Origin of the sequence: Pantoea sp. 1B4, assembly GCF_016925765.1 — a bacterium.
Lineage (GTDB): Bacteria > Pseudomonadota > Gammaproteobacteria > Enterobacterales > Enterobacteriaceae > Pantoea > Pantoea agglomerans.
Window position 1 is genome coordinate 140,725 of record NZ_JAEUWZ010000001.1, and the last position, 24,961, is coordinate 165,685.

General features: G+C 55.8%; 21 protein-coding genes, 2 pseudogenes and 1 riboswitch. Of the genes and pseudogenes, 14 read left to right on the forward strand and 9 right to left on the reverse strand.

Going from position 1 to position 24,961, the window contains the following annotated elements; translation table 11 throughout:
* Positions 1-274: 274 nt before the first annotated feature.
* A complete protein-coding gene (gene pgi / locus JNO11_RS00645) occupies positions 275-1,921 on the reverse strand; it encodes a glucose-6-phosphate isomerase (protein WP_137231063.1) in 1,647 nt (548 codons plus the stop codon).
* 391 nt (positions 1,922-2,312) lie between these two features.
* A riboswitch (Lysine riboswitch) is annotated at positions 2,313-2,505 on the forward strand.
* Between the two features lie 113 nt (positions 2,506-2,618).
* Between pgi and lysC the strand changes: the two genes are divergently transcribed.
* The 3 genes and pseudogenes from lysC (at position 2,619) to panS (ending at position 6,007) form a co-directional block, all read left to right on the forward strand.
* On the forward strand, positions 2,619-3,971 hold the full coding sequence (gene lysC / locus JNO11_RS00650) for a lysine-sensitive aspartokinase 3 (protein ID WP_022625207.1): 1,353 nt from the start codon (positions 2,619-2,621) through the stop codon (positions 3,969-3,971).
* A gap of 238 nt (positions 3,972-4,209) precedes the next feature.
* A pseudogene (gene aqpZ / locus JNO11_RS00655) lies at positions 4,210-4,906 on the forward strand (aquaporin Z).
* A gap of 183 nt (positions 4,907-5,089) precedes the next feature.
* A complete protein-coding gene (panS, locus tag JNO11_RS00660; protein ID WP_010252655.1) occupies positions 5,090-6,007 on the forward strand; it encodes a ketopantoate/pantoate/pantothenate transporter PanS in 918 nt (305 codons plus the stop codon).
* Positions 6,008-6,102: 95 nt separating this feature from the next.
* Here the strand turns inward: panS and JNO11_RS00665 are convergent.
* From JNO11_RS00665 to JNO11_RS00690, 6 genes and pseudogenes are all read right to left on the reverse strand, one after another.
* A pseudogene (locus JNO11_RS00665) lies at positions 6,103-7,727 on the reverse strand (Na/Pi cotransporter family protein).
* A 108-nt stretch (positions 7,728-7,835) separates the two neighbouring features.
* Entirely contained in the window at positions 7,836-8,828 is a 993-nt protein-coding gene (locus tag JNO11_RS00670; protein WP_010252646.1) for an ABC transporter ATP-binding protein, read from the reverse strand.
* 2 nt (positions 8,829-8,830) lie between these two features.
* The gene (locus JNO11_RS00675) at positions 8,831-9,616 is read right to left on the reverse strand and encodes an ABC transporter permease (RefSeq protein WP_010672205.1); all 786 of its coding nucleotides are present in this window, start codon (positions 9,614-9,616) and stop codon (positions 8,831-8,833) included.
* Between the two features lie 11 nt (positions 9,617-9,627).
* Complete coding sequence (locus tag JNO11_RS00680) at positions 9,628-10,473, reverse strand: ABC transporter permease subunit (RefSeq protein ID WP_325176816.1); 846 nt, start codon at positions 10,471-10,473, stop codon at positions 9,628-9,630.
* Positions 10,470-11,282: an alkaline phosphatase family protein gene (locus tag JNO11_RS00685; RefSeq protein WP_311973497.1), complete on the reverse strand. Its 813-nt coding sequence runs from the start codon at positions 11,280-11,282 to the stop codon at positions 10,470-10,472. Before JNO11_RS00685 ends, JNO11_RS00680 begins: the two co-directional genes overlap by 4 nt.
* Positions 11,283-11,302: 20 nt before the next feature.
* Entirely contained in the window at positions 11,303-12,364 is a 1,062-nt protein-coding gene (locus JNO11_RS00690; protein ID WP_325176817.1) for an extracellular solute-binding protein, read from the reverse strand.
* Between the two features lie 206 nt (positions 12,365-12,570).
* On the opposite strand from JNO11_RS00690, the gene JNO11_RS00695 reads away from it, so the two are divergent.
* The 4 genes from JNO11_RS00695 (at position 12,571) to ubiA (ending at position 15,255) form a co-directional block, all read left to right on the forward strand.
* On the forward strand, positions 12,571-13,278 hold the full coding sequence (locus JNO11_RS00695) for a UTRA domain-containing protein (protein ID WP_022625213.1): 708 nt from the start codon (positions 12,571-12,573) through the stop codon (positions 13,276-13,278).
* Positions 13,279-13,350: 72 nt separating this feature from the next.
* On the forward strand, positions 13,351-13,761 hold the full coding sequence (gene psiE / locus JNO11_RS00700) for a phosphate-starvation-inducible protein PsiE (RefSeq protein WP_010252246.1): 411 nt from the start codon (positions 13,351-13,353) through the stop codon (positions 13,759-13,761).
* Between the two features lie 86 nt (positions 13,762-13,847).
* Positions 13,848-14,360, forward strand: coding sequence for a chorismate lyase (ubiC, locus tag JNO11_RS00705; RefSeq protein WP_010252243.1), 513 nt, complete (start codon positions 13,848-13,850; stop codon positions 14,358-14,360).
* Between the two features lie 10 nt (positions 14,361-14,370).
* Positions 14,371-15,255, forward strand: coding sequence for a 4-hydroxybenzoate octaprenyltransferase (ubiA, locus tag JNO11_RS00710; protein WP_022625214.1), 885 nt, complete (start codon positions 14,371-14,373; stop codon positions 15,253-15,255).
* Positions 15,256-15,541: 286 nt separating this feature from the next.
* Here the strand turns inward: ubiA and plsB are convergent, their stop codons facing one another.
* Positions 15,542-17,965 (reverse strand): glycerol-3-phosphate 1-O-acyltransferase PlsB, encoded by a 2,424-nt coding sequence (gene plsB / locus JNO11_RS00715; RefSeq protein ID WP_325177630.1) that lies wholly within the window; start codon positions 17,963-17,965, stop codon positions 15,542-15,544.
* A gap of 128 nt (positions 17,966-18,093) precedes the next feature.
* On the opposite strand from plsB, the gene JNO11_RS00720 reads away from it, so the two are divergent.
* The 4 genes from JNO11_RS00720 to JNO11_RS00735 all read left to right on the forward strand — a co-directional run bounded on the left by JNO11_RS00720 (position 18,094) and on the right by JNO11_RS00735 (position 20,985).
* Complete coding sequence (locus JNO11_RS00720; protein ID WP_010252234.1) at positions 18,094-18,462, forward strand: diacylglycerol kinase; 369 nt, start codon at positions 18,094-18,096, stop codon at positions 18,460-18,462.
* 105 nt (positions 18,463-18,567) lie between these two features.
* Positions 18,568-19,182 (forward strand): transcriptional repressor LexA, encoded by a 615-nt coding sequence (gene lexA, locus JNO11_RS00725; protein ID WP_010252231.1) that lies wholly within the window; start codon positions 18,568-18,570, stop codon positions 19,180-19,182.
* Between the two features lie 100 nt (positions 19,183-19,282).
* Positions 19,283-20,605: an MATE family efflux transporter DinF gene (dinF, locus tag JNO11_RS00730; protein ID WP_010672211.1), complete on the forward strand. Its 1,323-nt coding sequence runs from the start codon at positions 19,283-19,285 to the stop codon at positions 20,603-20,605.
* Between the two features lie 167 nt (positions 20,606-20,772).
* A complete protein-coding gene (locus tag JNO11_RS00735; protein WP_325176818.1) occupies positions 20,773-20,985 on the forward strand; it encodes a CsbD family protein in 213 nt (70 codons plus the stop codon).
* A gap of 45 nt (positions 20,986-21,030) precedes the next feature.
* Here the strand turns inward: JNO11_RS00735 and zur are convergent, their stop codons facing one another.
* Entirely contained in the window at positions 21,031-21,582 is a 552-nt protein-coding gene (zur, locus tag JNO11_RS00740; protein ID WP_325176819.1) for a zinc uptake transcriptional repressor Zur, read from the reverse strand.
* Between the two features lie 450 nt (positions 21,583-22,032).
* On the opposite strand from zur, the gene JNO11_RS00745 reads away from it, so the two are divergent.
* The 3 genes from JNO11_RS00745 (at position 22,033) to pspG (ending at position 24,829) form a co-directional block, all read left to right on the forward strand.
* Entirely contained in the window at positions 22,033-23,280 is a 1,248-nt protein-coding gene (locus tag JNO11_RS00745) for a conjugal transfer protein TraF (protein WP_325176820.1), read from the forward strand.
* A 108-nt stretch (positions 23,281-23,388) separates the two neighbouring features.
* Positions 23,389-24,381: a tRNA dihydrouridine(20/20a) synthase DusA gene (gene dusA, locus JNO11_RS00750; RefSeq protein ID WP_010672214.1), complete on the forward strand. Its 993-nt coding sequence runs from the start codon at positions 23,389-23,391 to the stop codon at positions 24,379-24,381.
* 181 nt (positions 24,382-24,562) lie between these two features.
* Positions 24,563-24,829, forward strand: coding sequence for an envelope stress response protein PspG (gene pspG, locus JNO11_RS00755; protein ID WP_010252199.1), 267 nt, complete (start codon positions 24,563-24,565; stop codon positions 24,827-24,829).
* The last annotated feature ends 132 nt before the right edge of the window (positions 24,830-24,961 follow it).

A 24,961-nucleotide genomic window follows, 5' to 3' on the forward strand; every position in this document is an offset into this window, starting at 1 on the left:
TGGTACGGAATAAGAATAATCAGAATTTACTCAGGATTGCTGAAACTGAATATGATTATGAATCAATAGCTAACAATAGAGATTACCCGATTTCAGGACCATTTTATACTTTATGCTGGCCCGTTCAGCGCATCGATGTTCAGAATTATCTTAGGTTATTTTAAGACTTTTCCCTGACAACCCATGCTCTCCAACGATATAAACAGCCCATTCAGATGTAAAAACAGTCAAAAAAAAGGGCGGCAAAGTGGCCGCCCGATGAAATTAACGCCGATTAACGCCAGGATTTATAGCGGTTAATTAAGGCATTAGTGGAGCTGTCGTGAGTGGTAACTTCGTCCTCGTTTTCCAGTTCCGGCAGAATACGGTTCGCCAGCTGCTTACCTAATTCCACACCCCACTGATCGAAAGTGAAGATATTCAGGATGGCACCCTGAGTGAAGATTTTGTGCTCATACAGGGCAATCAGCGCGCCCAGGCTGTAAGGGGTAATCTCACGCAGCAGGATGGAGTTAGTCGGGCGGTTACCTTCAAACACCTTGAACGGCACGATATGGGCTACAGACTCTGCAGATTTACCGGCATCGGTAAACTCTTTCTCTACGACGTCGCGTGACTTACCAAACGCCAGCGCTTCAGTCTGGGCAAAGAAGTTAGAGAGCAGCTTCGGATGGTGATCCGCGAGCGCATTATGGGTAATGGCCGGCGCAATAAAGTCACATGGAATCAGCTTGGTACCCTGGTGGATCAGCTGATAAAACGCGTGCTGACCGTTGGTGCCAGGTTCGCCCCAGATGATTGGGCCAGTCTGGTAGTCCACCGGATGACCGGCACGATCCACATACTTGCCGTTTGACTCCATATTGCCCTGCTGGAAATAGGCGGCAAAGCGGTGCATGTACTGGTCGTAAGGCAGAATCGCTTCGGTTTCAGCACCAAAGAAATTGTTGTACCAGATGCCAATCAGTGCCAGCAGCACCGGCAGGTTCTGCTCAGCCGGCGCAGAGGCGAAGTGCTGGTCCATGGCATGTGCGCCGCTCAGCAGCTGCTCGAAGTTATCGAAACCAATCGAGAGAATGATCGACAGGCCGATCGCTGACCACAGTGAATAGCGGCCGCCAACCCAGTCCCAGAATTCAAACATGTTGTTGGTGTCGATACCAAATTCGCCCACCGCTTTGGCGTTGGTCGACAGCGCAGCAAAGTGTTTCGCTACGTGCTGCTGGTCGCCTGCCGTTTTCAGGAACCAGTCGCGCGCGCTGTGGGCGTTGGTCATGGTTTCCTGGGTGGTGAAGGTTTTCGATGCCACCAGGAACAGGGTGGTTTCCGGGCTGAGGTCTTTCAGCGTTTCGGCGATGTGGGTGCCGTCAACGTTAGAGACAAAATGCATGTTCAGATGGTTTTTGTACGGGCGCAGCGCTTCAGTCACCATAAACGGGCCGAGGTCAGAGCCGCCAATACCGATATTCACCACGTCGGTGATCGCTTTACCGGTATAGCCTTTCCATTCGCCGCTGATGATGCGCTCAGAGAAGCCTTTCATCTTATCCAGCACCGCGTTGACCTCTGGCATCACATCTTTGCCATCCACCAGAATCGGCGTGTTACTCCGGTTACGCAGCGCGACGTGCAGCACCGCACGATCTTCGGTGCGGTTAATCTTCTCACCCGAGAACATAGACTTAATGGCACCGCTCAGGTCGGTCTCTTTGGCCAGCGCCTGTAACTTATCGAGGGTTTCCTGGGTGATGCGGTTTTTGGAGAAATCCACCAGCATCTGATCATCAAAGGTGGCAGAGAATTTGGCAAAACGATCGGCATCCTGGGCGAACAGATCGGCAATTTCTACCGACTTCATCTGCTCAAAATGCTGTTGCAGCGCTTTCCAGGCTGCGGTTTGTGTCGGATTGATATTTTTCATGGCAACACTCTTGTTGATATTAAGAACCGTCATTCCATCGGAGGCACATCATGCCCGTTTAGCGTTTCAGTATGACCACAGTTGTAACTGAAAGGAAAAATTTTGTCAGCGCGCGCCGGACAGGCGATCTGAACGCCGCTGTTTATCGCCAGCATTCACTGGCGCGAACAGCCAGCGGACCGCAGAGGCAACGCGCGGTAAAGTGTGACGCGAAAGTCTGCGCAAAACGTTGTGCCGTATCAGGGATTGCTGCATGGGCTGAACCCATTAAGCACTGTAGCCGCTGCGACGCAGAGTCATTTGTTTTCTGATGCGGCGCTCCGGGCATCGCTGACATTGACAGCAGGTCCAGAAAAGGCTAGATCTATGCGCCTACTTGCGCACCTGTGCGCAAGCCAGAAGAGGCGCGTCGCCCAGGCAGTGTGTTGGAGGAACCGTATCCGGTGAAAACACATGATGGGGAGCGACGCCGAGGTGGGTCAGCACGCGGTGTGCTGCCTGTCGGCTACAGGGGCTGAATCCTCTGGGTTGTCACCAGAAACGTCTGCAGTCGACGTTTCGCAAGGTGGGGCGCTTCTGGGTGACTCGTCTATCCGATCTTGTCCGCCCGTTTCTGCTCTTTCCTTGTGCCTGGCTGAAAGAATGTTTCTCGACCCTTTCATCGGCGAGAACAAGATAACCTGACACGAGGTCCTACATGTCTCAAACACTGATAGTGGCAAAATTCGGCGGCACCAGCGTAGCCGATTTTGAAGCGATGAACCGCAGCGCCGATGTGGTGTTGCAGGACGCCAGCACGCGTCTGGTGGTGCTCTCTGCTTCGGCGGGCATTACTAATCTGCTGGTTGCGCTGGCTGAAGGCCAGCAGGCTCCCCAGCGCGCTGTGCTGCTTGATGATATCCGCCGTATCCAGTACGCCATTGTTGATCGCCTGCAGCGTCCGGAAGTGATCCGCGATGAAATCGATCGGATGATCGACAATATCAGCATGCTTTCCGAAGCCGCCTCACTGGCCACCTCGAATGCCCTGACCGATGAACTGGTCAGCCACGGTGAGCTGATGTCATCACTGCTGTTTGTGGAAATTCTGCGTGAACGCCAGGTTAATGCGGAGTGGTTCGATGTCCGCAAGGTAATGCGTACCGACGATCATTTTGGCCGGGCAGTACCGGATGTACAGGTGCTGGCGGAGCAGGCGACGGCGCAGTTACAGCCGCGCATTGAGCAGGCATTGGTCATTACTCAGGGGTTCATCGGCAGTGAAAGCGAAGGGCGCACCACCACCCTGGGTCGCGGCGGCAGTGATTACACCGCCGCGCTGCTGGGCGAAGCGCTGAATGCGGCGCGTGTGGATATCTGGACGGATGTGCCGGGCATCTACACCACCGATCCGCGCGTGGTGCCGACGGCGAAGCGTATTGATGAAATTACTTTTGAAGAAGCCGCTGAAATGGCGACGTTCGGTGCGAAAGTGCTGCACCCGGCGACGCTGCTTCCCGCCGTACGCCGGGGTATTCCGGTATTCGTCGGTTCCAGCAAGGATCCGGCAGCCGGTGGGACCCGCGTCTGCAATGAAACCCGCAACCCGCCGCTGTTTCGGGCGCTGGCGCTACGCCGTAAGCAGACGCTGTTAACGCTGCACAGCCTTAACATGCTGCATACGTTTGGTTTTCTTGCTGAACTCTTCAATATTCTGGCGCGTCATAACGTCTCGGTTGACCTGATCACCACCTCTGAAGTGAGCGTGGCGCTTACGCTCGACACCACCGGATCGACCTCAACCAGTGCCAGCCTGCTGACCCAGGCTTTACTGACTGAACTCTCGTCGCTGTGCCGGGTTGAAGTGGAAGAAGATCTGGCGCTGGTGGCGATTATCGGCAACCAGCTGTCAAAAGCGTGCGGCGTCGGCAAAGAGGTGTTTGGTGTGCTCGACCCGTTCAACCTGCGGATGATTTGCTACGGTGCCAGCAGCTACAATCTCTGCTTCCTGGTGCCGGGCAACGATGCGGAAAGCGTGGTACGTACGCTGCATCGCAATCTGTTCGAGTAGGCTTCTGTGGCATTCAGGCCGCGTCAGCGCGGCCTGAAAAGCGGCAAAAAAAGGTTCATATCTCCCTCATTACTCCCCGGCACGCGACTTCCGATAAATCCCATTAATACAGAAAGTTACAGCCTGTTATTGCCAAATGGCAATCCCTTTCTCTGCGCATTTCGTGCACCTGCATTGCGCTCCCTTTCCGCAGATTTATAATCCCGCCGCTGAATCAATTCACCCAAATTTAGGAAATATCATGAAAAGGTTAGTCGCAGAGGCGCTGGGTACCTTCGTACTGGTGGCCGGCGGTTGTGGTAGTGCCGTGCTGTCAGCTGCGTTTCCGGAGCTGGGCATTGGCTTCATGGGCGTGGCGCTGGCTTTCGGGCTGAGCGTGCTGGTCATGGCGTATGCGGTCGGTCACATCTCAGGCGGGCACTTTAACCCGGCGGTGACCCTGGGATTAGTGGCAGGCGGACGTTTTCCCGCGTCTCAGGCTATCCCTTACATCATCGCGCAACTGGCTGGCGGCATTGTCGCTGGCGCGGTGCTCTATCTGATCGCCAGCGGTAAAGGCGACTTCAGTGCAGCGGCCAGCGGCTTTGCGGCAAATGGCTACGGCGAACACTCGCCGGGCGGCTTCAGCCTGCAGTCAGGTATGATCGCCGAAGGAGTGATGACCGCTATCTTCCTGATTGTGATCATGGGTGCCACCAGCGAGCGCGCGCCGAAAGGCTTTGCACCTATTGCGATTGGCCTGGCGTTAACCCTGATTCATCTGATCAGCATTCCGGTGACGAATACCTCGGTTAACCCGGCACGCAGCACCGCGGCAGCCCTGTTCCAGGGGGGAGTGGGCGATCTCTCAGCTGTGGATGTTCTGGTTAATGCCGATTATCGGTGCCGTGATTGGTGGTTTGATCTACCGCGGTTTAGAGGAAAAAGCAGCGTAATTTCGTCAATAATCAGCGGATCGGCAGCAGTCGATCCGCATTTTCCCGCCTCGACCTATCTTCGCCTTACGCCATGATAATGAAATGTTATGATCCGGCCTTCATCACGGCAGTCGTTCCTGCATGATGACTCTCTATGGCAAATCTGCATAAAACATAACATTCTTATAAGGAAGTCTGGCTATGCTCGCCACGTTAACCCGCCTGTTCCCGCTCTGGGCCGTGCTGTTGTCTGTCGCCGCTTATTACTCTCCAGGTACGTTTCTCGGCATCGGACCCTGGGTCACTTATCTGCTGATGCTGATTATGTTCGGCATGGGTGTGACCCTGAATATCGACGATTTTAAACGGGTCCTGACCCGACCTGCGCCGGTGATTGCCGGAACCTTTCTGCACTATCTGGTGATGCCGTTAGCCGCCTGGGGACTGGCAAAACTGTTTCATATGCCGCCCGATCTGGCTGCCGGTATGATTCTGGTCGGCTCAGTTGCCAGCGGCACCGCCAGCAACGTCATGATCTATCTGGCGAAGGGGGATGTGGCGCTGTCGGTGACGATCTCGTCAGTCTCTGCGCTGGTGGGTGTATTCGCCACGCCGCTGTTAACCCGCTTTTATGTTGATACCCACATTCAGGTTGATGTGGCTGGCATGCTGCTGAGCATCGTGAAGATCGTCGTGATCCCCATCTCCCTGGGACTGATCATTCATCACAGCATGAACAGCGTGGTTCGCCGGGTGGAACCCTGGCTGCCTGCGTTTTCGATGGTCTGTATTCTGCTGATCATCAGTGCGGTGGTGGCGGGCAGTCAGGCCTTTATTGGATCGGTGGGTCTGATGGTGATCGCGGCGGTGATCCTGCATAACGCGATTGGCCTGCTTGGCGGCTACTGGGGCGGTAAGCTGTTTGGCTTCGATGAGTCAACCTGCCGTACCCTGGCGCTGGAGGTCGGCATGCAAAATTCCGGTCTGGCGGCGACGCTGGGCAAACTCTACTTCTCACCGCTGGCGGCATTGCCAGGCGCGCTGTTCTCGGTTTGGCACAACCTGTCAGGTTCACTGCTGGCGGGTTACTGGTCAGGAAAGCCGATTAAGAAGAAGTAACAGTGGCGGCGCATTATTGCACTGCGCCGCATCTCACTGCTGCCGCGCCGGACGATCGCCGCTCCGGCGCGGCAGGTTATTCACTCCGCTCAGTTTTATTCATAGTCACGTTCATCGTCGGGCTGTTCCAGCACCGTGTAGGCCACACTACAAAACAGTGAATTCAGGCGCTTCATGTCGCCCAGTAAACCGAGATGCAGCGAACTGGTCTCAATACTCTGCACGTTCTTCTGGTGCAGGCGGTCAACATGCGCATGAGAGTAGCGGCGGATCATCAGACGGAAGCGATGTTTAGCGCGGCGCAGACGTTTAGCACTGGTGATATCGTGTGACAGAAACACCGACAGGCTCATTCTGAGGTTAGCGATCAGCAGCTCATGCAGCTCCTGCAGCTCTTTTAATCCCTCGGCAGAGAACGCGCGGCCCGCTGCCAGCGATTTGTCAGCGACATCGCCGCTCATCCGCTCGATGATGTCCCCGGCCTGCTCCAGATTAAGCGACATTTCAATGATTTCGCCCCAGCGACGCGAGTCCTCTTCGGGGAGGTCCTCTTTTGGCATCCGCGCCAGATAGAGTTTGATGGCGGTATAGAGCACATCGACATCATCATCCAGTCTGCGCACCGTGCGTTCCTCGCGGGATTCGCCATGCACCACTTTATTAAACGCCTCCAGCATCTGCTCCAGCACGTCACCCATGCGCAACGCTTCGCGGGCGGCATTCACCAGCGCCAGCGCCGGCGTATCCAGCGCGCTGCGATCGAGGTGCTTCGGCTTGAGGTGCAGCGCGTTATCCACGTCGTCGGCAATCATACGGCGACAGAGGCGCGCCATCAGGTCAGCAAACGGCACCATCGCCACGCAGCGGATCAGGTTGTAAAACACATGGAAGAAAATCACTAACTCTTCATCGTTGACCGGCAGCTTATCCAGCCACTCCGCCACAATATCGACAAACGGCAGGATGAACACACAGCCGATCAGCTTGAACAGCAGGCTGCCGAGCGCCACGCGCTTGCCCGCAGCATTCGAGCCGCTGGCGTTGATCATCGCCAGCAGGCCGCTACCGAGATTGGCACCAATCACCAGACAGAGCGCCACCTTAAACGAAATCACGCCGGTGGCGGTGAGCGTCGCGGTGATCAGCACCGCGGCCAGGCTGGAGTAACTGATGATGGCGAACACCGCACCCAGCAGCGCATCGAGCATCACGTCGCCGGTCAGGCTGGAGAAAAGCACCTGGACACCGGCGGCCTGGGTAATCGGGCGAGCCGCTTCGACAATCAGCTGCAGCGCCAGCAATATCAGGCCCAGGCCGATACTGGCCCGGCCTAACTGACCCACACGGGTCTGCTTGCGGCTGAGGAAGAACACCACGCCAAAGAAGATAAACAGCGGTGAGAGCCAGGAGAGATCAAATGTCAGGATACGCGCCATAATCGCGGTGCCGACATCCGCGCCAAGAATCACCACCAGCGCGGGCGTCAGGCTGACCAGATTCTGCGCCACAAAAGAGGTTACCAGCAGCGTGGTGGCGTTGCTGCTCTGCACCAGCGTGGTCACGCCAATGCCCGCCAGAAACGCCATCGGTTTTTTTCTATGCTGCGACTCAGGACGCGGCGCAGATCGGCACCGTAGACCCGCATGATGCCGGTTCGTACGATATGCGTGCCCCAGACCAGCAGGGCCACCGCAGAGAGTAAATTAAGCAGGGTTAACACGTGGTGTCGCTCCTCGAATGTCAGGCTTAAAGCACAGACTGCCAGCCTGACGGAAGAGAGCAATCTGTGAAGGGGATTGCCGTGCTATGCGTGATTTTTTCCTGTGTTTTAAGCCACCTGGCGCAAAGTCGACATCTCCAATTGTAGACCAATCTTCCTGCCAGCGGGATGCAAATCCGCCGCCGATCGGTTAAGCACATCAACCGAAAGTTCCACATCATGCGCCCGGATACGATAGCGGATCACGTTGCCCAGCAGGCTGTGGCTGAGGATTTCCGCAGGAATGCCCTGGCCCGGCGCGGTGAACAGCATTGATTCCGGGCGAATGGCCACCTGGCTGTGGAAAGGCTGACCGGTCAGTCGCGTCGCCTGCTCAGCGCTCAGCAGGTTATAGTTGCCAATAAATCCGGCGGCGAAGAGATCGACCGGTTGGGTATAGAGCGCTTCGGCATCGCCGTTCTGCACGATTTTTCCCCGGTTCATCAGCACGATACGATCGGAGAGCGTCAGCGCCTCCTCCTGATCGTGGGTGACGAACAGGGTAGTGAGATTCAGCTCGCGCTGGATGCGCCGGATTTGATCGCGCAGATGGCGGCGAATACGCGCATCCAGCGCCGACAGCGGTTCATCCAGCAGCAGCAGACGCGGACGCGTCACCAGCGAACGAGCCAGTGCCACGCGCTGACACTGCCCGCCTGACAACTGGTGCGGATAACGGCGCGCATAATCATTGAGTTCAACCAGCTCCAGCACCTCCAGCACCCGCTGGCGAATCTGCGCTTCGGGCAGTTTCTGCATCTTCAGGCCAAATGCGACGTTCTTCTCTACCGTCATGTTGGGAAACAGCGCATAGCTCTGAAACACCATACCGATGGCGCGCTTCTGCGGGGCCAGCGGCACGATATCTTTGCCCTCCAGCCTGATTTCACCGCTGTCGACGCCGGTTAATCCCGCCAGACAACGCAGCAGCGTCGATTTACCGCAGCCGCTGGGGCCGAGCAGGGTGACAAATTCCCCTTCAGCGGCGCTGAAATCGATCTGCTCAAAAATGGGCGTGGGTCCATAGGACTTGTTCAGCTCTCTGACCTCAAGGTAACTCATATTCAGCCTCGTTCGGGATTCAGGGCGTTGGCCAGCCAGGTAACCAGCAGCACCACAAAGAAGTAGGAGATCACCAGCGCGCTGGTGAAGTGACCGCTGCCGTTACGCATGTTGAAGAGGTAAACCTGCAGGGTTTCATAGCGGTTGCCGACCAGCAGGTTAGCGAAGACAAATTCGCCAATCAGGAAGGAGAAAGAGAGCAGCACGGCAATCAGCATCCCTTTGCGCAGGTTGGGCAGCACGACCCACAGCGCCGCCTGCCAGGTGCTGGCACCCAGCAACTGCGCGGCATCAATCAGCTCTTTGAGGTTGATCGCCTGCATATTGTTCGCCAGCGCCCGGTAGATAAAGGGTAACGCGATAGTGAAATAACAGCCGATTAAGATCCACGGCGTGCCGGTCAGCATCAGCGGTGACGAAGAGTAGAGTTGCAGTAATCCCACTGACGACACCACCGGCGGCACGGCGAAAGGCATCAGGATCAGGACGTTCATCACCGCATCCAGTCGAGGAAAATAGTAAGCGATTACAAACATGGCAGGCAGCACCAGCACCAGCGAGAACAGAAGCGCACCCAGGCAAATCAGCAGCGAATGGCTCAGCGCCGTCAGAAATCGCGGGTCGCTCCAGAGCTGGATGAACCACTTCAGGCTATAGCCCTGTGGCAGAATGGTGTTACTCCAGTCGGACGACAGTGCATAAAGCAGTGTGGCCAGTAAAGGCAGTGCCAGCAGGGTAAAGAGTAACCCGACCATTATCCGGTGATAGAGGTGCTCAGCACGTGACATGGCGGCTCCTTTCATGGCTGTTTCGCATTGAGATAGCTACGGCGCACCAGATATTGCTGCACCAGGGTGATCAGCGCCATAATCGCCACCAGCAGCATCGCCAGCGTACTACCGGTGTTGGGATCCAGCGAGATATCGCCGGAGACCAGCGCGGCAATGCGCACCGGCACCACGTTGAAATTACCCGTGGTCAGGGCATAAATCGTGGCGTAAGCGCCCAGCGCATTTGCCAGCAGGATCACAAAGGTCCCGAGCAGCGCCGGAAACAGAATCGGCAGGCCGATGTGCCACCAGTAGTGCCAGCGGCTGGCACCCAGCAGCGCAGCGGACTCCTGCCACTCTTTCTTCAGCCCGTCGAACGCCGGGTAGAGCAGCAGCACGCCCAGCGGGATCTGGAACCAGGTGTAGACCAGCACCATGCCGTTGCGCGAGAAGAGTCTGAAGCTCTCAATCAGACCATAATGGCGCAACAGCAATGTCAGGCAGCCGTTCAGCCCCAGCAGAATCACAAAGGCAAACGCCAGCGGGACACCGGCAAAGTTGCTGGTCATATTGGTAAAAGCGATGAGAAAGCGCTGCAGTCGCCCGCCGCCGAGCTGATGCAGTGAATAGCCGGTGACCAGTGCAATCAGTAAGCCGTAGACGCTTGACCAGAGTGAGATATCCAGCGAAAAACGAAACGCCTGCTGGTAGAAGGGCGAGGTGAGAATGTCCTGATAGTTATCCCAGCCCCACTGGCTGTTCATCTCACTCCAGAAGCTGTTAATGGCGATCCACAACAGCGGTGCCAGCTGAAAGGCGACCCAGAACAGGGTGAACGGTAACAGCAGCAGCAGCGCGACTCCTTTTCCTCTCATCTCTTCGACTCCGCCAGCAGCCCGCGACAGACCGGCTTGTCATGCGCCACCTCAAGCAGTTCACACAGCGTGCCGCACAGATCGGTCTGCTGCGGTGCCAGGTCAGGCTGCAGCGAGAAAGCCCGGCCAAAGACAAACAGCGGCACTGTGGTCTCTTCCGGCAGAATGCCGCCGTGGGAGCGATCGTCATTCATGCCGTGATCGGCGGTCACCATCACCTGATAGCCCTCAGCCAGCCACAAGGGCATCCACTGCGACAGCAGGCCGTCGGCGATGCGTGCCCGGTTGCGGTACTGTGGCGAGGAGAGGCCCGATTTATGACCGGCATCGTCGATGTTCATCGGGTGGATTAGCAGAAAATCGGGATCGTGACGCAGCCGCAGGCTCTCTGCATCTTCAAACAGATGCGAGTCGGGATAGCTATCATCAGAATAAAAATGGCCATACTGAATGGGCAGGTCCGGCGCGTCAGTGTGACGATCGCGCGCCGGAACGAACGGCGTTCGGTTATAAAGCTCACTCACCCAGTGGTAGGCCGCCGCCGCAGTCGTCAGTCCCGCCGCTCGCGCAAAGTGGAAGACGCTGCGCTCGCGGCTTAACCGGCTGACGCCATTATGAATAATCCCGCTTCTGACCGGCGGAACACCGGTCAGAATGCACTCATAAAGCGGGCGTGACAGCGAGGGTAATTCACAGGTCATACGGTAATAAAACCCGTTGCCCTGCGAACATTCGGCATGCAGGTAACCCATTGCATGTTGTGCGACCTGATTGCTCAGGCCGTCCAGCACTACCAGGATGGTCTTCATTCCGTTCTCCCTGCCGCGAATTACTGCTGCATGTTGATGATGACGTTTTCCTGCCACAGGCGCGGCAGCATTTTCGACGATTTATCCCAGGCAGCCTGATCCTTAACCGGACGGGCATTTTTATATTCTGATTGCGGCAGCAGGCGAGCCTGAACGTCCGCTGGCAGCGTCAGATGTTCAGCACGGATCGGACGGGCATAGCCCTTCGCCAGATTGATCTGTCCCTGGTCTGAGAAGATATATTCGCGCGTCAGTTTTGCGGCGTTAGGGTGTTTCGCATATTTGTTGATGACGGTGGTGTAGCCGGAGGTCACGGAGCCATCAGACGGGATAACCACTTCGTAGCGGTTTTTGTCGATCTGGTCCCGGTAGTTCAGGGCGTTAAAGTCCCACACCACCGCCATCTGCACTTCGCCTTTTTCGATATTGGCAGTCACCGGATCGGTAACGCCAAGACGACCCTGTTTAGCCAGATCGGCAAAGAAAGCCAGCGCCGGTTTCAGGTTCTTCTCATCGCCGCCTAAGGCGTAGTTTGCCGCCAGTACGCCGTTGGCCGCCTGAGCTGCCACGCCGACGTCACCGATAGTAACCACATACTTACCTTTTTTCAGATCGGCCCAGCTATGGGGGATATCTTTAACCTGCTGCTTGTCGATCAGAAAGGCGATGGTGCCGGTATAGGCCAGCGCCCAGTGGCCATCTTTATCTTTAGCCCAGGCCGGAATCTGATCCCAGTGAGTGGGTTTATAGGGCTGGGTCACACCTTTAGCGACAGCGATCGGGCCAAAGGCGGCACCCACGTCACCGATGTCAGCGCTGGCGTTCTCTTTTTCTGCATCGAATTTCGCCAGCTCCTGCGCCGATGACATATCGGTATCGCTGTGCTTAAGGCCATATTTGCTGCTGATGTCGTTCCAGGTATCTTTCCAGTTAGCCCAGCTATCCGGCATCCCGACGCTGTTGACCTGGCCTTCACTGCGTGCCGCTTTTTCCAGTGCGGCAAGGTCGTTATCGGCGGCCTGCGCAACGGGCAGGGTGAGCACTACAGCACTGGCTACTACAGAGGCGATAAACGCTTTCATCTCAGTTGCTCCGGGTGTAAGTTGATGGGCCTGGCTGGTCTAGTCCAGCAAGAACCGAGCCAATGTAGCCCCTGTATATGAACGATTTATGACAGGGCGGCGCTGTGCGGGGGATGGGCGATGAAAGATGTGACCCGTTCGCCTGTCACAGGCGCGTTTACCTGAACAGTAAGAGTGCGGAGTCGCACCAAAATGAGGCTACTGTTGTGGAGTCGATAGCACTCAAAACGGCGGATGCGATCGCCAGCGTCCTGCTGACGCGTATTCAGGCCGGAGAGTTCAGCGCCGGGCGACTGCCGGCGGAGCGTGCCTTAAGCGAAGCGTTCAGCACGACCCGGATTACCCTTCGGGAAGCATTGGGCAAGCTGGAAGCCCAGGGGATGATCTACCGGGAACTGCGTCGCGGCTGGTTTATCGCACCGCCGCGGCTGATCTATAACCCGCTGCATCACAGCCACTTTCATGCCATGGCAATGGAGCAGGGACGGCAGGCGGCTACCGAGGTCATCGCCGCCGAACAGGTCGCGGCACACGACAGCGTGGCGACAGCGCTGCGGCTGGCCTCCGGTTCGTCGGTTTACTGCATCCGCCGCCTGCGGCGCATCGACGGGCGCGCGGTGCTCTATGTTGAACACTACCTCAATCCGCGTTTTTTCCCTGGTCTGCTTGATGAAGATTTGACCCGCTCACTGACCGATCTCTATGACCAGCGCTACGGCATTCGTTACGGCGGCGCGCGCTTCACCATCCTGCCCGGCCCGCTGCCGGAGGTCGCCGCACCCATGCTGAATGTGGCACCGGGCAGCCCCGGTTTGTTGATCACCCGCATCAATCGCAACCAGCAAAAAGAGGTGATTGATTGCGACTGTGAATACTGGCGTTACGATGCGCTCTGTGTTGATGTGGAGGCCTGAGGAGTTATTGTGATTTGCGTCACACTCGCGCATGATACCGCGCGCTAACAACTCCTTTTTTTAAGGCGCAACATGAGTGACAAAAATCCTTTGGCCCGCCACCTTGCAACGGTACTGCAATGGGTGCTGAATCTGGGTCTGCTGAGTCTGGCGATCATCCTGATCGTCTTTTTAGGCAAAGAAACTATCCATCTGGCAAACGTGCTGTTTAACACCAGCGAGCAGTCATCCTCCTATCTGTTGATTGAGGGGATTGTCATTTATTTCCTCTACTTCGAATTTATTGCGTTGATTGTTAAGTACTTTCAGTCGGGATATCACTTTCCGCTGCGCTATTTTGTCTATATCGGTATCACGGCAATTATCCGCCTGATTATCGTCGACCATAAAAATCCCTTCGATACGCTCTGTTACTCTGCGGCGATTCTGATTCTGGTAATCACTCTGTGGCTGGCAAACAGCAACCGCCTGAAACGCGAGTAATCTCCCTGCCGTCTGTCATGACGGCAGGTGTTCGCATCGCGTCTCTGCGCTAAACTAGCGTCCTGAAAATTATTGGGAGTGGTGCTATGTCGCAAGACGCGCTCAGCTTATTACGTGCGCTCAACTGGCTTTCTCCGTCGCAGGCAACCCTTGCGCCGCCATTGCTCGACTGGCTGATGGAGGAGGATTCAATGACGCGCCGTTTTGAACAACATTGTCAGCGGGTCACGGTTCAGCCGCTGCGTGAAGGCTTTATCGACGCCAGCGAGTTGGGTGATGAAAAGGGCTTGTTGCCAGACGATCAACGCTTCTGGCTGCGTGAAGTGTTGCTGTTCGGCGACGATCAGCCCTGGCTGGCTGGCCGTACGCTGGTGCCGGAAAGCACCCTTAACGGGCCAGAAGCGATGCTGCAGCAGCTGGGCACCCGGCCGCTGGGTCGCTATCTCTTCTCCTCTTCAACGCTGACCCGCGATTTTATTGAGCCGGGGCAGGTGGAGGGATTGTGGGGACGACGTTCACGCCTGCGTCTCTCCGGCAAACCGCTGCTGCTGACTGAACTATTTTTACCGGCATCGCCGCTCTATCGCGATCTGGTCTGAGGATCCTGTGGTGCAAAATAGCTTAAGTATAAATAAATGGCGGGCCTACACGCGCCTGATGCGTATCGATAAGCCGATCGGTACGCTGCTGCTGATGTGGCCAACGCTCTGGGCATTATGGCTGGCTGACATGGCGATTCCGCCGCTGCCGGTGCTGGCGGTGTTTGTTGCCGGGGTCATCGTGATGCGTGCAGCCGGTTGTGTGATCAATGACTATGCCGATCGCAAAGTAGACGGTCATGTCGAACGCACGAAACATCGGCCACTGGCCAGCGGCGCGGTGAGTGCAAAAGAGGCTAAGCTGCTGTTCGTGATACTGGCTCTGGCGGCTTTTGCGCTGGTGCTGACTATGAACATGATGACGATTATGCTCTCCGTGGTAGGGCTGGCGCTGGCCTGGGTCTATCCCTTTATGAAGCGCTATACCCACCTGCCGCAGGTAGTGCTGGGTGCCGCCTTTGGCTGGGCCATTCCCATGGCATGGTCCGCAGTTAGTGAGTCCTTACCTCTGGTCTGCTGGCTGGTATTCATCGCCAACATCTGCTGGACGGTCGCCTATGACACTCAGTATGCGATGGTGGATCGGGATGATGACCTGAAGATTGGCGTGAAGTCGACCGCGATTCTCTTTGGCCGTTTCGACAAGCTAATCATTGGTCTGCTGCAACTGGCGACGCTGTTGCTGATGGCGCTGGTTGGCCTCATGCTGCATCTGAACAGCGCCTTCTACTGGACGCTATTACTGGCCGCCGCGCTGTTTGTTTATCAGCAGAAGTTGATCGCCGGACGCGAGCGGCAACCCTGTTTCCAGGCTTTTCTCAATAATAACTATGTCGGGATGGTGCTGTTCCTCGGTGTACTGATGAACACCCCGCCGTTCAGCCAGCTGTTCTGACAGAGAGTTTCCAGACATAAAAAAGGCGATCCGGGAGGTCGCGAAACCTGATGAGGATGAATCTGGCAGCAATGGATGAGCTCAACGCGCAGGGAACATGGGCAGAAGAGGAAAGCGTCCCGCGGCAGGGACGGCGCGGGCCGAGCAGTCAGGGATGACGCTTTTGCGTCTTTCCGATCTGACCATGTTCCCTGAGCAGGCACCGTCTTACAGCGAATCGGACCAGACCTGGCCTATAAAAAAAGGCGACCTCATGAGGTCGCCTTTTTTACTATGCGCGCTGGGGTCAGTCGTGCGCCACAGCGGTTTCAATCGTCATGCGGACATCGCTGGTGACCAGGTCTGCCAGCATATGCCAGGTCGCCAGGGTCTGCGCAACATCGGCATCACCGCTGTCGCTGATATAACCTTCATCGCGCAGGGTCAGGACCAGTGAGGTAAAGACCGCTTTGTCGAAGAATTCCGGGGCATTGATACCGTGCAGCACCGACAGACGCTGTGCCAGCGTCCGGCTCTCTTTCTCCAGCGTGCCGCGGTTAATCGTCGGCTTGGCGCTGAGAATGGAGAACGTAATGGCATAACGCTGCAGCGTTTCACGCACACCGGCGGCCAGCAGTTGTAGCGTGCGATAGCGCGCTGAGGAAAAGCGTAATTCACCGGCTTCGAACGTAATCAGGCCCTGACGCGCCAGCTCCTGACTCAGTTCGGTCAGCAGTTGCGGCAGTTCATCGGTCTGCCAGCGCAGGAACAGCTCACTCTTCAGCATCGGGTAGATCAGGCTCACCTGACGCAGCAGTTCTTCTTCGCTCAGCGTCTGGTGCTGCTGAACAATGGCGGCAATCAGCGACGGCATCACCAGCATGTGATGAATATTGTTGCGATAGTAGGTCATCAGCACCGCCTGCTCACGCGGCAGAATGATGATGTCGCCAATGCTGTCCTTTTCACTCTCAAACTTATTCATACCCATGGCGTGATCCAGCAGTGCTTCCGCTGAAAGATCGGGTACGGTCGCATTTGGCGAGTAAGGCACGTTGCGCAGCAACTGGGTGTAGCACTCCAGTTGTTCAATCAGCTGTTCACGGGTTAGTGAGCGCTGACGTGACGCCAGCAGGGCGGTGACACAGAGGTTCATGGCGTTAGCCGCGCCCGCTTCATTGATACGCACCATCAGGCTGGCAGCAATATCGTTGACGGTTGGGGTTAACCAGCTGGGACGCTGTGGCTCAATCGGATCGATGGCATCGCGCCATTCCGGCACCCGCTTATTGAGATAGTTGACCAGCGGCAGGGGTTCGCCAAAGTTCACGTAACCCTGACCGAGATTGCGCAGCTTGCGTAAGCCGCGCACCATCTGCATGAAGCCCTCTTTCTCTTTCGCCGCGCCGCGCAGCTCTTTAGCGTAAGTGCCCACTTCCATCACGTGCTCATAGCCGATATAGATCGGCACCAGCGTGATGGGGCGATTTCCGCCGCGCAGCATCGCCTGCAGCGTCATGGCTAAGGTGCCCGTTTTAGGGTCCAGCAGGCGACCGGTTCGTGAACGGCCTCCTTCGACAAAGTACTCAACCGAATAGCCGCGGGTGAATAGCTCGCCGAGATATTCGCGGAATACCGTGGCGTAGAGCTTGTTGCCTTTAAAGGTACGACGAATAAAGAAAGCGCCCAGGCGACGGAAAATCGGGCCGGCTGGCCAGAAGTTGAGATTGATACCGGCTGCGATGTGCGGCGGCACCAGACCCTGATGATAGAGCACATAGGAGAGCAGCAGATAATCCATGTGGCTGCGATGGCACGGCACATAGACAATCTCGTGGCCATCCTGCGCCAGCTGGCGAACTTTTTCGCCGCCATTGACGTTGATGCCCTGATAGAGCCGACTCCAGAGCCAGCCCATCACGCGGTCAGTTACGCGGATGGCTTCATAGGAGAAGTTTGCCGCAATCTCCTCCATCATCTCGACGGCATTCTGCTGCGCTTTCTCATGGGAGATTTTTTTGCTGCGAGCTTCATCTTCTACTGCTTTTTCAATCGCTTTGGATTGCAGCAGACGAGTAAACAGATCCTGACGCGCCGGCAAGCGCGGGCCAATCGCCGCCAGCCGCTGGCGGGCAAAATGAATGCGCGCCACGCGAGCCAGCTTCTGGGCGATCGACTGATCCGTACCGTGTTCAGTTGCCATGCGGCGCAGCGACACCGTCGGCGAGAAGCGGACAAAACTGTCGCGCCCGTGCCAGATCACCGCAAAGAACTTCTGCACCCCGTTCAGCACCCGCAGGTGTGGCGTTGCTTCGCCCTGGACTTCACGTCCTGGTGCGCGGCCAAACATCACCGTGACCGGCAGCATCTGAATATCCAGCTTAGGGTTATTGCGATGCAGGTCCAGGTAATCGTGAAAGATTTTCACGGATTCAACGCTGGGCACAAAATAGGGGAAGACGCGTGGGCCATTGTGGATAAAGACGTGGCGCGGCAGCAGAGAACCATCAATCTCCAGCGGAGTGAGCGGGTCGGGCAGATGATGCCGCAGACACTGTGCGCGTAAAGTCAGTAAGTCGGCCTTCGAATCGTAAGGCAAAACATACATAATAGGTCGGGTCGGATCCAGACCATGTTCAGACACGGGATCGGCCGGAATGGCCTTACTTTTTACCAAAAACGACAGTGGTAAATTAAGCAGTTTGTAATAGAGTTTACGCCAACCTGACATAGACAACATGAAGCCTCTTGTTAGCAAAGCGCCGCAAGCATACCAGAAAGCGCAGCGAAGATCTGTGGTGGTGCCAATTGCACGCAGCCCAGACATTGACGTCAATCCGATGAAAGGGTTCCCACATCATGGCAAATAATGCCACCGGACTTATCAGAATAGTAAAAGCTGCAGGTTACTCATGGCAGGGGCTTCGTGCCGCCTGGCAACATGAAGCGGCGTTTCGGCAGGAAGCGCTGGCTGCGCTGGCCGCTATTGTTATCGCGTGCTGGCTGGATGTCGATGTGGTCTCCCGCATCCTCATGATTGGGGCGGTGGTGCTGGTGGTCATTGTTGAAATCCTCAATAGCGCCATTGAAGCAGTGGTCGACCGCATCGGTCAGGAGCATCATCCGCTGGCGGGCCGGGCAAAAGACATGGGCTCGGCGGCAGTGCTGATCAGCATCTTACTGGCACTCTTCGTCTGGATCGCGCTGCTCTGGACACATTTGCGATAAGCCTTCCATAACGCGTCTGAGGGCGCGTTTTCCCTGACAATCGGTTTCCATTTCACCAATACCTGTATATACTCACAGCGACTGTATAAACAACCAGGGGGCGGGATGAAAGCATTAACCAGCAGGCAGCAGCAGGTCTATGACCTGATTCGCGACCATATTTCTTCAACGGGCATGCCGCCTACGCGTGCCGAGATCGCCGCGCAGCTGGGCTTCCGTTCGCCGAACGCGGCAGAAGAGCATCTGAAAGCGCTGGCGCGCAAAGGCGTCATCGAGATCGTTTCCGGTGCATCGCGCGGCATTCGACTGTTAATGGAAGAAGAAGCCTCAGAAGGGCTACCGCTGATTGGCCGGGTTGCTGCCGGTGAGCCGATCATGGCGCAGGAACATATCGAAACCCACTACAAGGTCGATCCGGGCCTGTTTAAGCCGTCTGCTGACTTCCTGCTGCGCGTCAGCGGAATGTCGATGAAAGATATCGGGATTATGGATGGCGACCTGCTCGCGGTGCATAAAACCCAGGATGTGCGTAACGGCCAGGTTGTGGTTGCCCGCATTGATGATGAAGTCACCGTTAAGCGCTGGAAAAAGCAGGGTGCTATCGTGCATCTGCTGCCGGAAAACAGCGATTTTGACCCGATTGTTGTCGATACCCGTGCGCAGTCACTGACCATAGAAGGTCTGGCTGTTGGCGTGGTGCGCAACGGCGAGTGGCTCTGATTCTTCTGCCAGCGTGCATTCGCCTTCTCTGATGCTATTCTGTCTGCCCTAATTTTGCCGCTGCCTCTTTTGCGCAGCGACACTGAGCACGGAACGGCGAATGCGCTTTATTACGGCAACCGATAAAAATCTCTGGCGGCTTGCGCTGCCGATGATCCTTTCAAATATCACCGTTCCCTTACTGGGAGTGGTCGATACTGCAGTAATTGGTCATCTCGACAGCCCTGTCTATCTTGGCGGGGTTGCGGTCGGGACTACAGTGACCAGCTTCCTCTTTATGCTGCTGCTTTTCCTTCGAATGAGTACCACTGGCCTTACGGCGCAGGCATTTGGCGCTGGCGATAAAATGGCGCTGGCACGCGCGCTGACTCAGCCGCTGATCATTGCGCTGCTGGCGGGCGTACTGTTCATCGCTTTGCGTTATCCGATTATTCAGCTGTCGACCCATCTGGTTGGCGGCAATCCCGATGTACTCGAACAGGCGGCACTGTTTATTCAGATTCGCTGGCTCAGTGCGCCTGCCACGCTGGCAAACCTGGTCATTCTGGGCTGGCTGCTGGGCGTGCAGTATGCACGCGCGCCGGTGATCCTGCTGGTGGTGGGCAACCTGGTTAACATCGTGCTCGATCTCTGGCTGGTGATGGGGCTGCACTGGGGTGTCGCGGGGGCGGCAACCGCCACGGCGCTGGCGGAATACATTACGCTTGTTGTCGGCAGCATCATGGTCTGGCGGGTGTTAAAACTGCGCGGAATTACGCTTAGCCTGCTGAAGCAGAGCTGGCGCGGTGACAGCGGCCGGCTGCTGCGACTGAACCGGGACATCATGCTGCGCTCTCTGATGCTGCAGCTCTGTTTCGCCTCGCTGACCGTACTGGGTGCCCGGCTGGGTCCGGATGTGGTGGCGGTTAACGCAGTATTACTGATGTTCATCACTTTTACGGCTTACGCGCTGGATGGCTTTGCCTATGCGGTTGAAGCTTTTGCGGGTGAGGCGCATGGTGCAAAAGATGGCAGCAAGCTCCTGCGCGTCTGGCACTCTGCCTGTCGGCAGGCGGTGGTGGTGGCGCTGTTCTTCTCGCTGATCTATGCCATTTTTGGCCCGCAGATCGTTACCCTGCTGACCTCTCTTCAGTCACTCCAGCAGACAGCGGACCGCTATCTGGTCTGGCAGATGATAATGCCGCTGATCGGCGTCTGGTGTTATCTGCTGGATGGCATGTTCATCGGGGCGACGCGCGGGCGCGAGATGCGTAACAGCATGGTAGTAGCCGCAGCCGGCTATTTTCTGACGCTGCTTAGCGTACCGGTGTTAGGTAACCATGGTCTGTGGCTGGCGGTCACGGTTTTCCTGGCGCTGCGCGGCCTGTCGCTGTGGCTCATCTGGCGTAAGCACTGGCGTCAGAACAGCTGGTTTGATGCCTGAGTCAGCCGTGGCTGCACGCAAGCCGATACGGATTATTCTGTATTATTCCACGGTTAATAAATTGGCTACTACAATTAACTCTATGTAGCGCAGTTAACCAGCGCTTTGTATCGTTATTTTGTTAAGTAGCAAGATAATCATTAAAACCCGAGGATTGGAGGTCTGCCATGAATAAAGACGAAGCAAGCGGCAACTGGAAGCAGTTCAAAGGCAAAATGAAAGAGAAATGGGGCAAGCTGACCGACGATGATATGCAGGTTATCGAAGGTAAACGCGATCAGCTGGTCGGCAAAATCCAGGAGCGTTACGGCTTTACGAAAGATGAAGCCGAGCGCGAAGTAACCGCTTGGGAAGGTCAGAACAAAGATCACCGCTGGTAATCAGACAATAGCTTGATAATCAGCTGAATGCGTTCCGGTGGGCCCTCACCGGAACCGCACAAGGATGTGCCGATTACCCGCGTTTCCCCCCGCTTTTTTACCCTCATCCTGATGGTCATGCTCGCAGCTTTCATGGTGCGTACAGGCTTCAACCGCAGCACAATTTTCACATAAACCATGCGCTTCAATCACGCTGTGGCGTAATGCAAACTGCGCTTCACCTGCCAGACCAGCAATAATCTTCTCTACGCCCTGCGCCTGCTTCTCTGTAACGGCGGCACAGCGGTCACAGACCAGCATCACCGATGTATGTGCTGGTGCCTCAAAATGGTGACACATGACGTAGCTGTTGTTGGATTCCACCCGATGAATGAAACCCTGCTCCAGCAGGAAATCGAGCGCCCGGTAAACCGTGGGTGGCTTGGCCTGCGGCTCGCTGACCCGGAGTTGATCCAGCAGATCGTAGGCGCTGATCGAGCCAGGCTGCTCGGCCATCAGGCGCAACACTTCAGCACGCTGCGAAGTCAGACGCACACCGCGCTGCAGGCACATCTTTTCGGCCTGAATCAAAATTTGCTGCGACGTCATGTTTGTCATGAAAATTCTCCGCTGGATAAGTGATGTTATTTTATCACACATAGTTTCGCGGCGCTGAGGTTGGTTTTCGTCTGAAAAAACAGCATCATTTGCCTGATAAAGCAGCATATTCAGAATTTAAGCCGTCTTCTATCTCAAATGTGACGACAAATCAGATCCATTCCAAATCAACCTGAAGCGGAATTTGTTGGCATTTTGCTTTGCATCTCACTGAGTTAAGAAGTAATGTTCAGAAAGACTTAAGAAAAGTCTGGCATTATTTGAAATATCCCAATGCAGTTTGAACAATTACAACGGTTTTTTGATTGGAAAATGTCCAATCCTTTGAATTAAGACACTGTTTCCTTTGAATTCACAGCAATAACGCGTTAGCCAGGGTTCACAATAGGGCTAACAAACTATTCAGTCATTGAATGTTTCAATGGCAATTTCTCAGGTGATGGCAGGCAAATGGTGAAAAAATCCGCTCAACGTTCAGCGCTGATCTACACGGCTGCAACGACCGCGCTTTTCCTTTCTTCTTCCGCCATGGCGGCAGGGACCTGGTATGATGCACGTAATGACGCCATGGGCGGAACCGGCGTAGCATCTTCTCTTTATGGCTCCGCAGTGCTGGCGAACCCGGCATTAATGACGCGCGCCAAACCCGACGATAGCGTCAGCATTATTTTCCCTTCAGCCGGTATTCAGGTCACCGACAAAGATAAGCTGATCGATAAAGTCGATGATATTACGGACACCGTGGATCGTTACCGCGACGTTGTTGGCAACCTCACTCTTGCAGATTTTTTCCGTGGTAACTCTGAACTGCGCGCTGCCTCAGGTGATGTTGCTGATAAGCTAAGCGATTTGCGCGGTAACAAAGCAGACGGTTCTGCCGGCGCGGCCGTGGCCGTTACGATCCCCAACGACACTCTGCCTTTCGCCTTTATCACCAAAGCCTACGGTACAGCGCACGTCCGCGCTAACGTGGTACAGAGTGATATTGACTACCTGCGCAGTATAGAAAACGGGGCGTTTCCTCGTCCTGGCGATCAAAATAACCTGCGCTCCAGCGCGAATGGCTTAGCGGCGCTGGTCACCGATTATGGTGTTGCGGTGGCGCATGAGTTCACCATCGCTGGTCAGCCAGTATCGGTAGGCGTTACACCGAAAGTGCAGAAAACCTGGCTCTATAACTACACCGCCAGTATTTACAACTACGACAAAAGTGACATCAATAACAGCCAGTATCGCAGCACCGACACCGGCTTTAACGTTGATGCCGGTCTGGCGACCACCTTTGCTGAAAACTGGACGCTGGGTGTAACCGGACAGAACCTGGTTTCACGCGATCTGCAGACCAAAGAGGTCAATGGTTTCCGCGACACCTACCAGATCCGCCCGCTGGTCACCACCGGTCTGGCCTGGGATAAAGGTCCGTTTACCGTGACGGGCGATGTGGATCTGACTGAAACCAAACGCTTCAAAACTCAGGATAACAGCCAGTATGCGGCAGTGGGCGCGGAATACCGCGTACTTGACTGGCTGCAGCTGCGTGCAGGTTATCGTGCGGACATGCGTTCTAACGACGAAAATGTCGCTACGGCCGGTTTTGGTCTGTCACCGTTTAACAAAGCCGTCCATCTGGATCTGGCGGGCTCTGTAGGTGCTAACAACACCTGGGGCGCGATGATGCAGCTGGGCTTTAACTTCTAAGCGCGTTATTCAGACTGTTCGGGGGGCGGGCGATGCACTATCGCCCGCCCTTGTGTTATCCTTGCACAGAATTCCATCACCCCTTAATTACCGGATTGCCTGCGCTTCATGCCTAATTTCTCTTCGCAACGTTTCTCTATCGCCCCTATGCTCGACTGGACCGATCGTCACTGTCGCTATTTTCATCGCCAGCTGACCGGTGACACGCTGCTCTACACCGAAATGGTGACCACGGGCGCAATCATTCATGGCAAAGGGGATTACCTGGCTTACAGTGAGGCTGAGCATCCGGTCGCGTTGCAGCTTGGCGGTAGCGATCCGGCGGCACTGGCGCAGTGCGCGAAGCTGGCAGAGCAGCGCGGCTACGATGAAGTGAATCTTAATGTCGGCTGTCCCTCTGATCGGGTGCAGAATGGCCGTTTCGGCGCCTGCCTGATGGCCGAGGCGAATCTGGTCGCAGATGCCGTTAAAGCGATGCGCGACGTGGTTTCAATTCCGGTCACGGTGAAAACCCGCATTGGTATCGATGAGCTGGACAGCTATGAATTCCTGACCGATTTTATCGGCACGGTGGCGGGACGCGGTGAGTGTGAGACATTTATCATTCATGCGCGTAAAGCCTGGCTCTCCGGCCTCAGCCCGAAAGAGAACCGCGAGATTCCACCGCTGGACTATCCCCGCGTCTATCAGCTGAAACGCGATTTTCCGCAACTGACTATCGCCCTCAATGGCGGCGTGAAAACCCTGGAAGAGGCACAGATCCATCTGCAACACCTTGACGGCGTGATGATGGGACGTGAAGCCTACCAAAACCCCGGCATTCTGGCGCAGGTCGATCAGACATTGTTTGGTCGCCAGCATCCGGCGGCTAACCCGGTTGAAGTGGTGCGCGCCATGTATCCCTATATTGAAGCGGAACTGGCGAAGGGGACGTATCTGGGACATGTCACGCGCCATATGCTGGGTCTGTTCCAGGGGATCCCGGGCGCCCGCCAGTGGCGACGCCACCTGAGTGAAAATGCCCACAAACCCGGTGCCGATGTCCGTGTGCTGGAAGCGGCGCTGGCGCTGGTCGCCGATAAAATCCCGCAGGAAGCCTGACGCCTCATCTGAACCCGAAAAAACCAGCTCTGAAGGCTGGTTTTTTTTACGCCACTATGTGGTTTTTCTCACCAGGTTGCGCTCTTCTGTTTATCTCTTATCAGCAGAAAATCAATGAGTTAATTGTTGGCACGTTTTTTGTAATAACTATAATAATCGGAATCAAAAAAGGAGCGCTGACGTGGAAATTTTATTCGTATTAGGTTTTTTCCTGATGCTGTTGCTGACCGGCGTTTCGCTGTTAGGCGTGCTGGCGGCACTGGTGGTCGCAACCATCGTGATGTTTGTCGGTGGACTGTTTGCAATTGTTATTAAAGTGTTGCCGTGGCTGGTGCTGGCGGTGATTGCGGTCTGGCTGCATCGTGCCTTTTTTGGCGACAGCGATGAGCGAGCACGTCGCAAGCTGCGGCGTAAGATCAACAGGTTAGACCGCAAAGGCTGGCGCTAAATGCGGTGAAGATCACAGTGTGAGAGATTGGTCGGGGCTGATCTGCAATTAAACATATTTTTTACTTATGTTTTCTGGCAGGATGCCTGTCGTCAAATCGATGTGCCATCGACTCGACACGAATTCATCGCC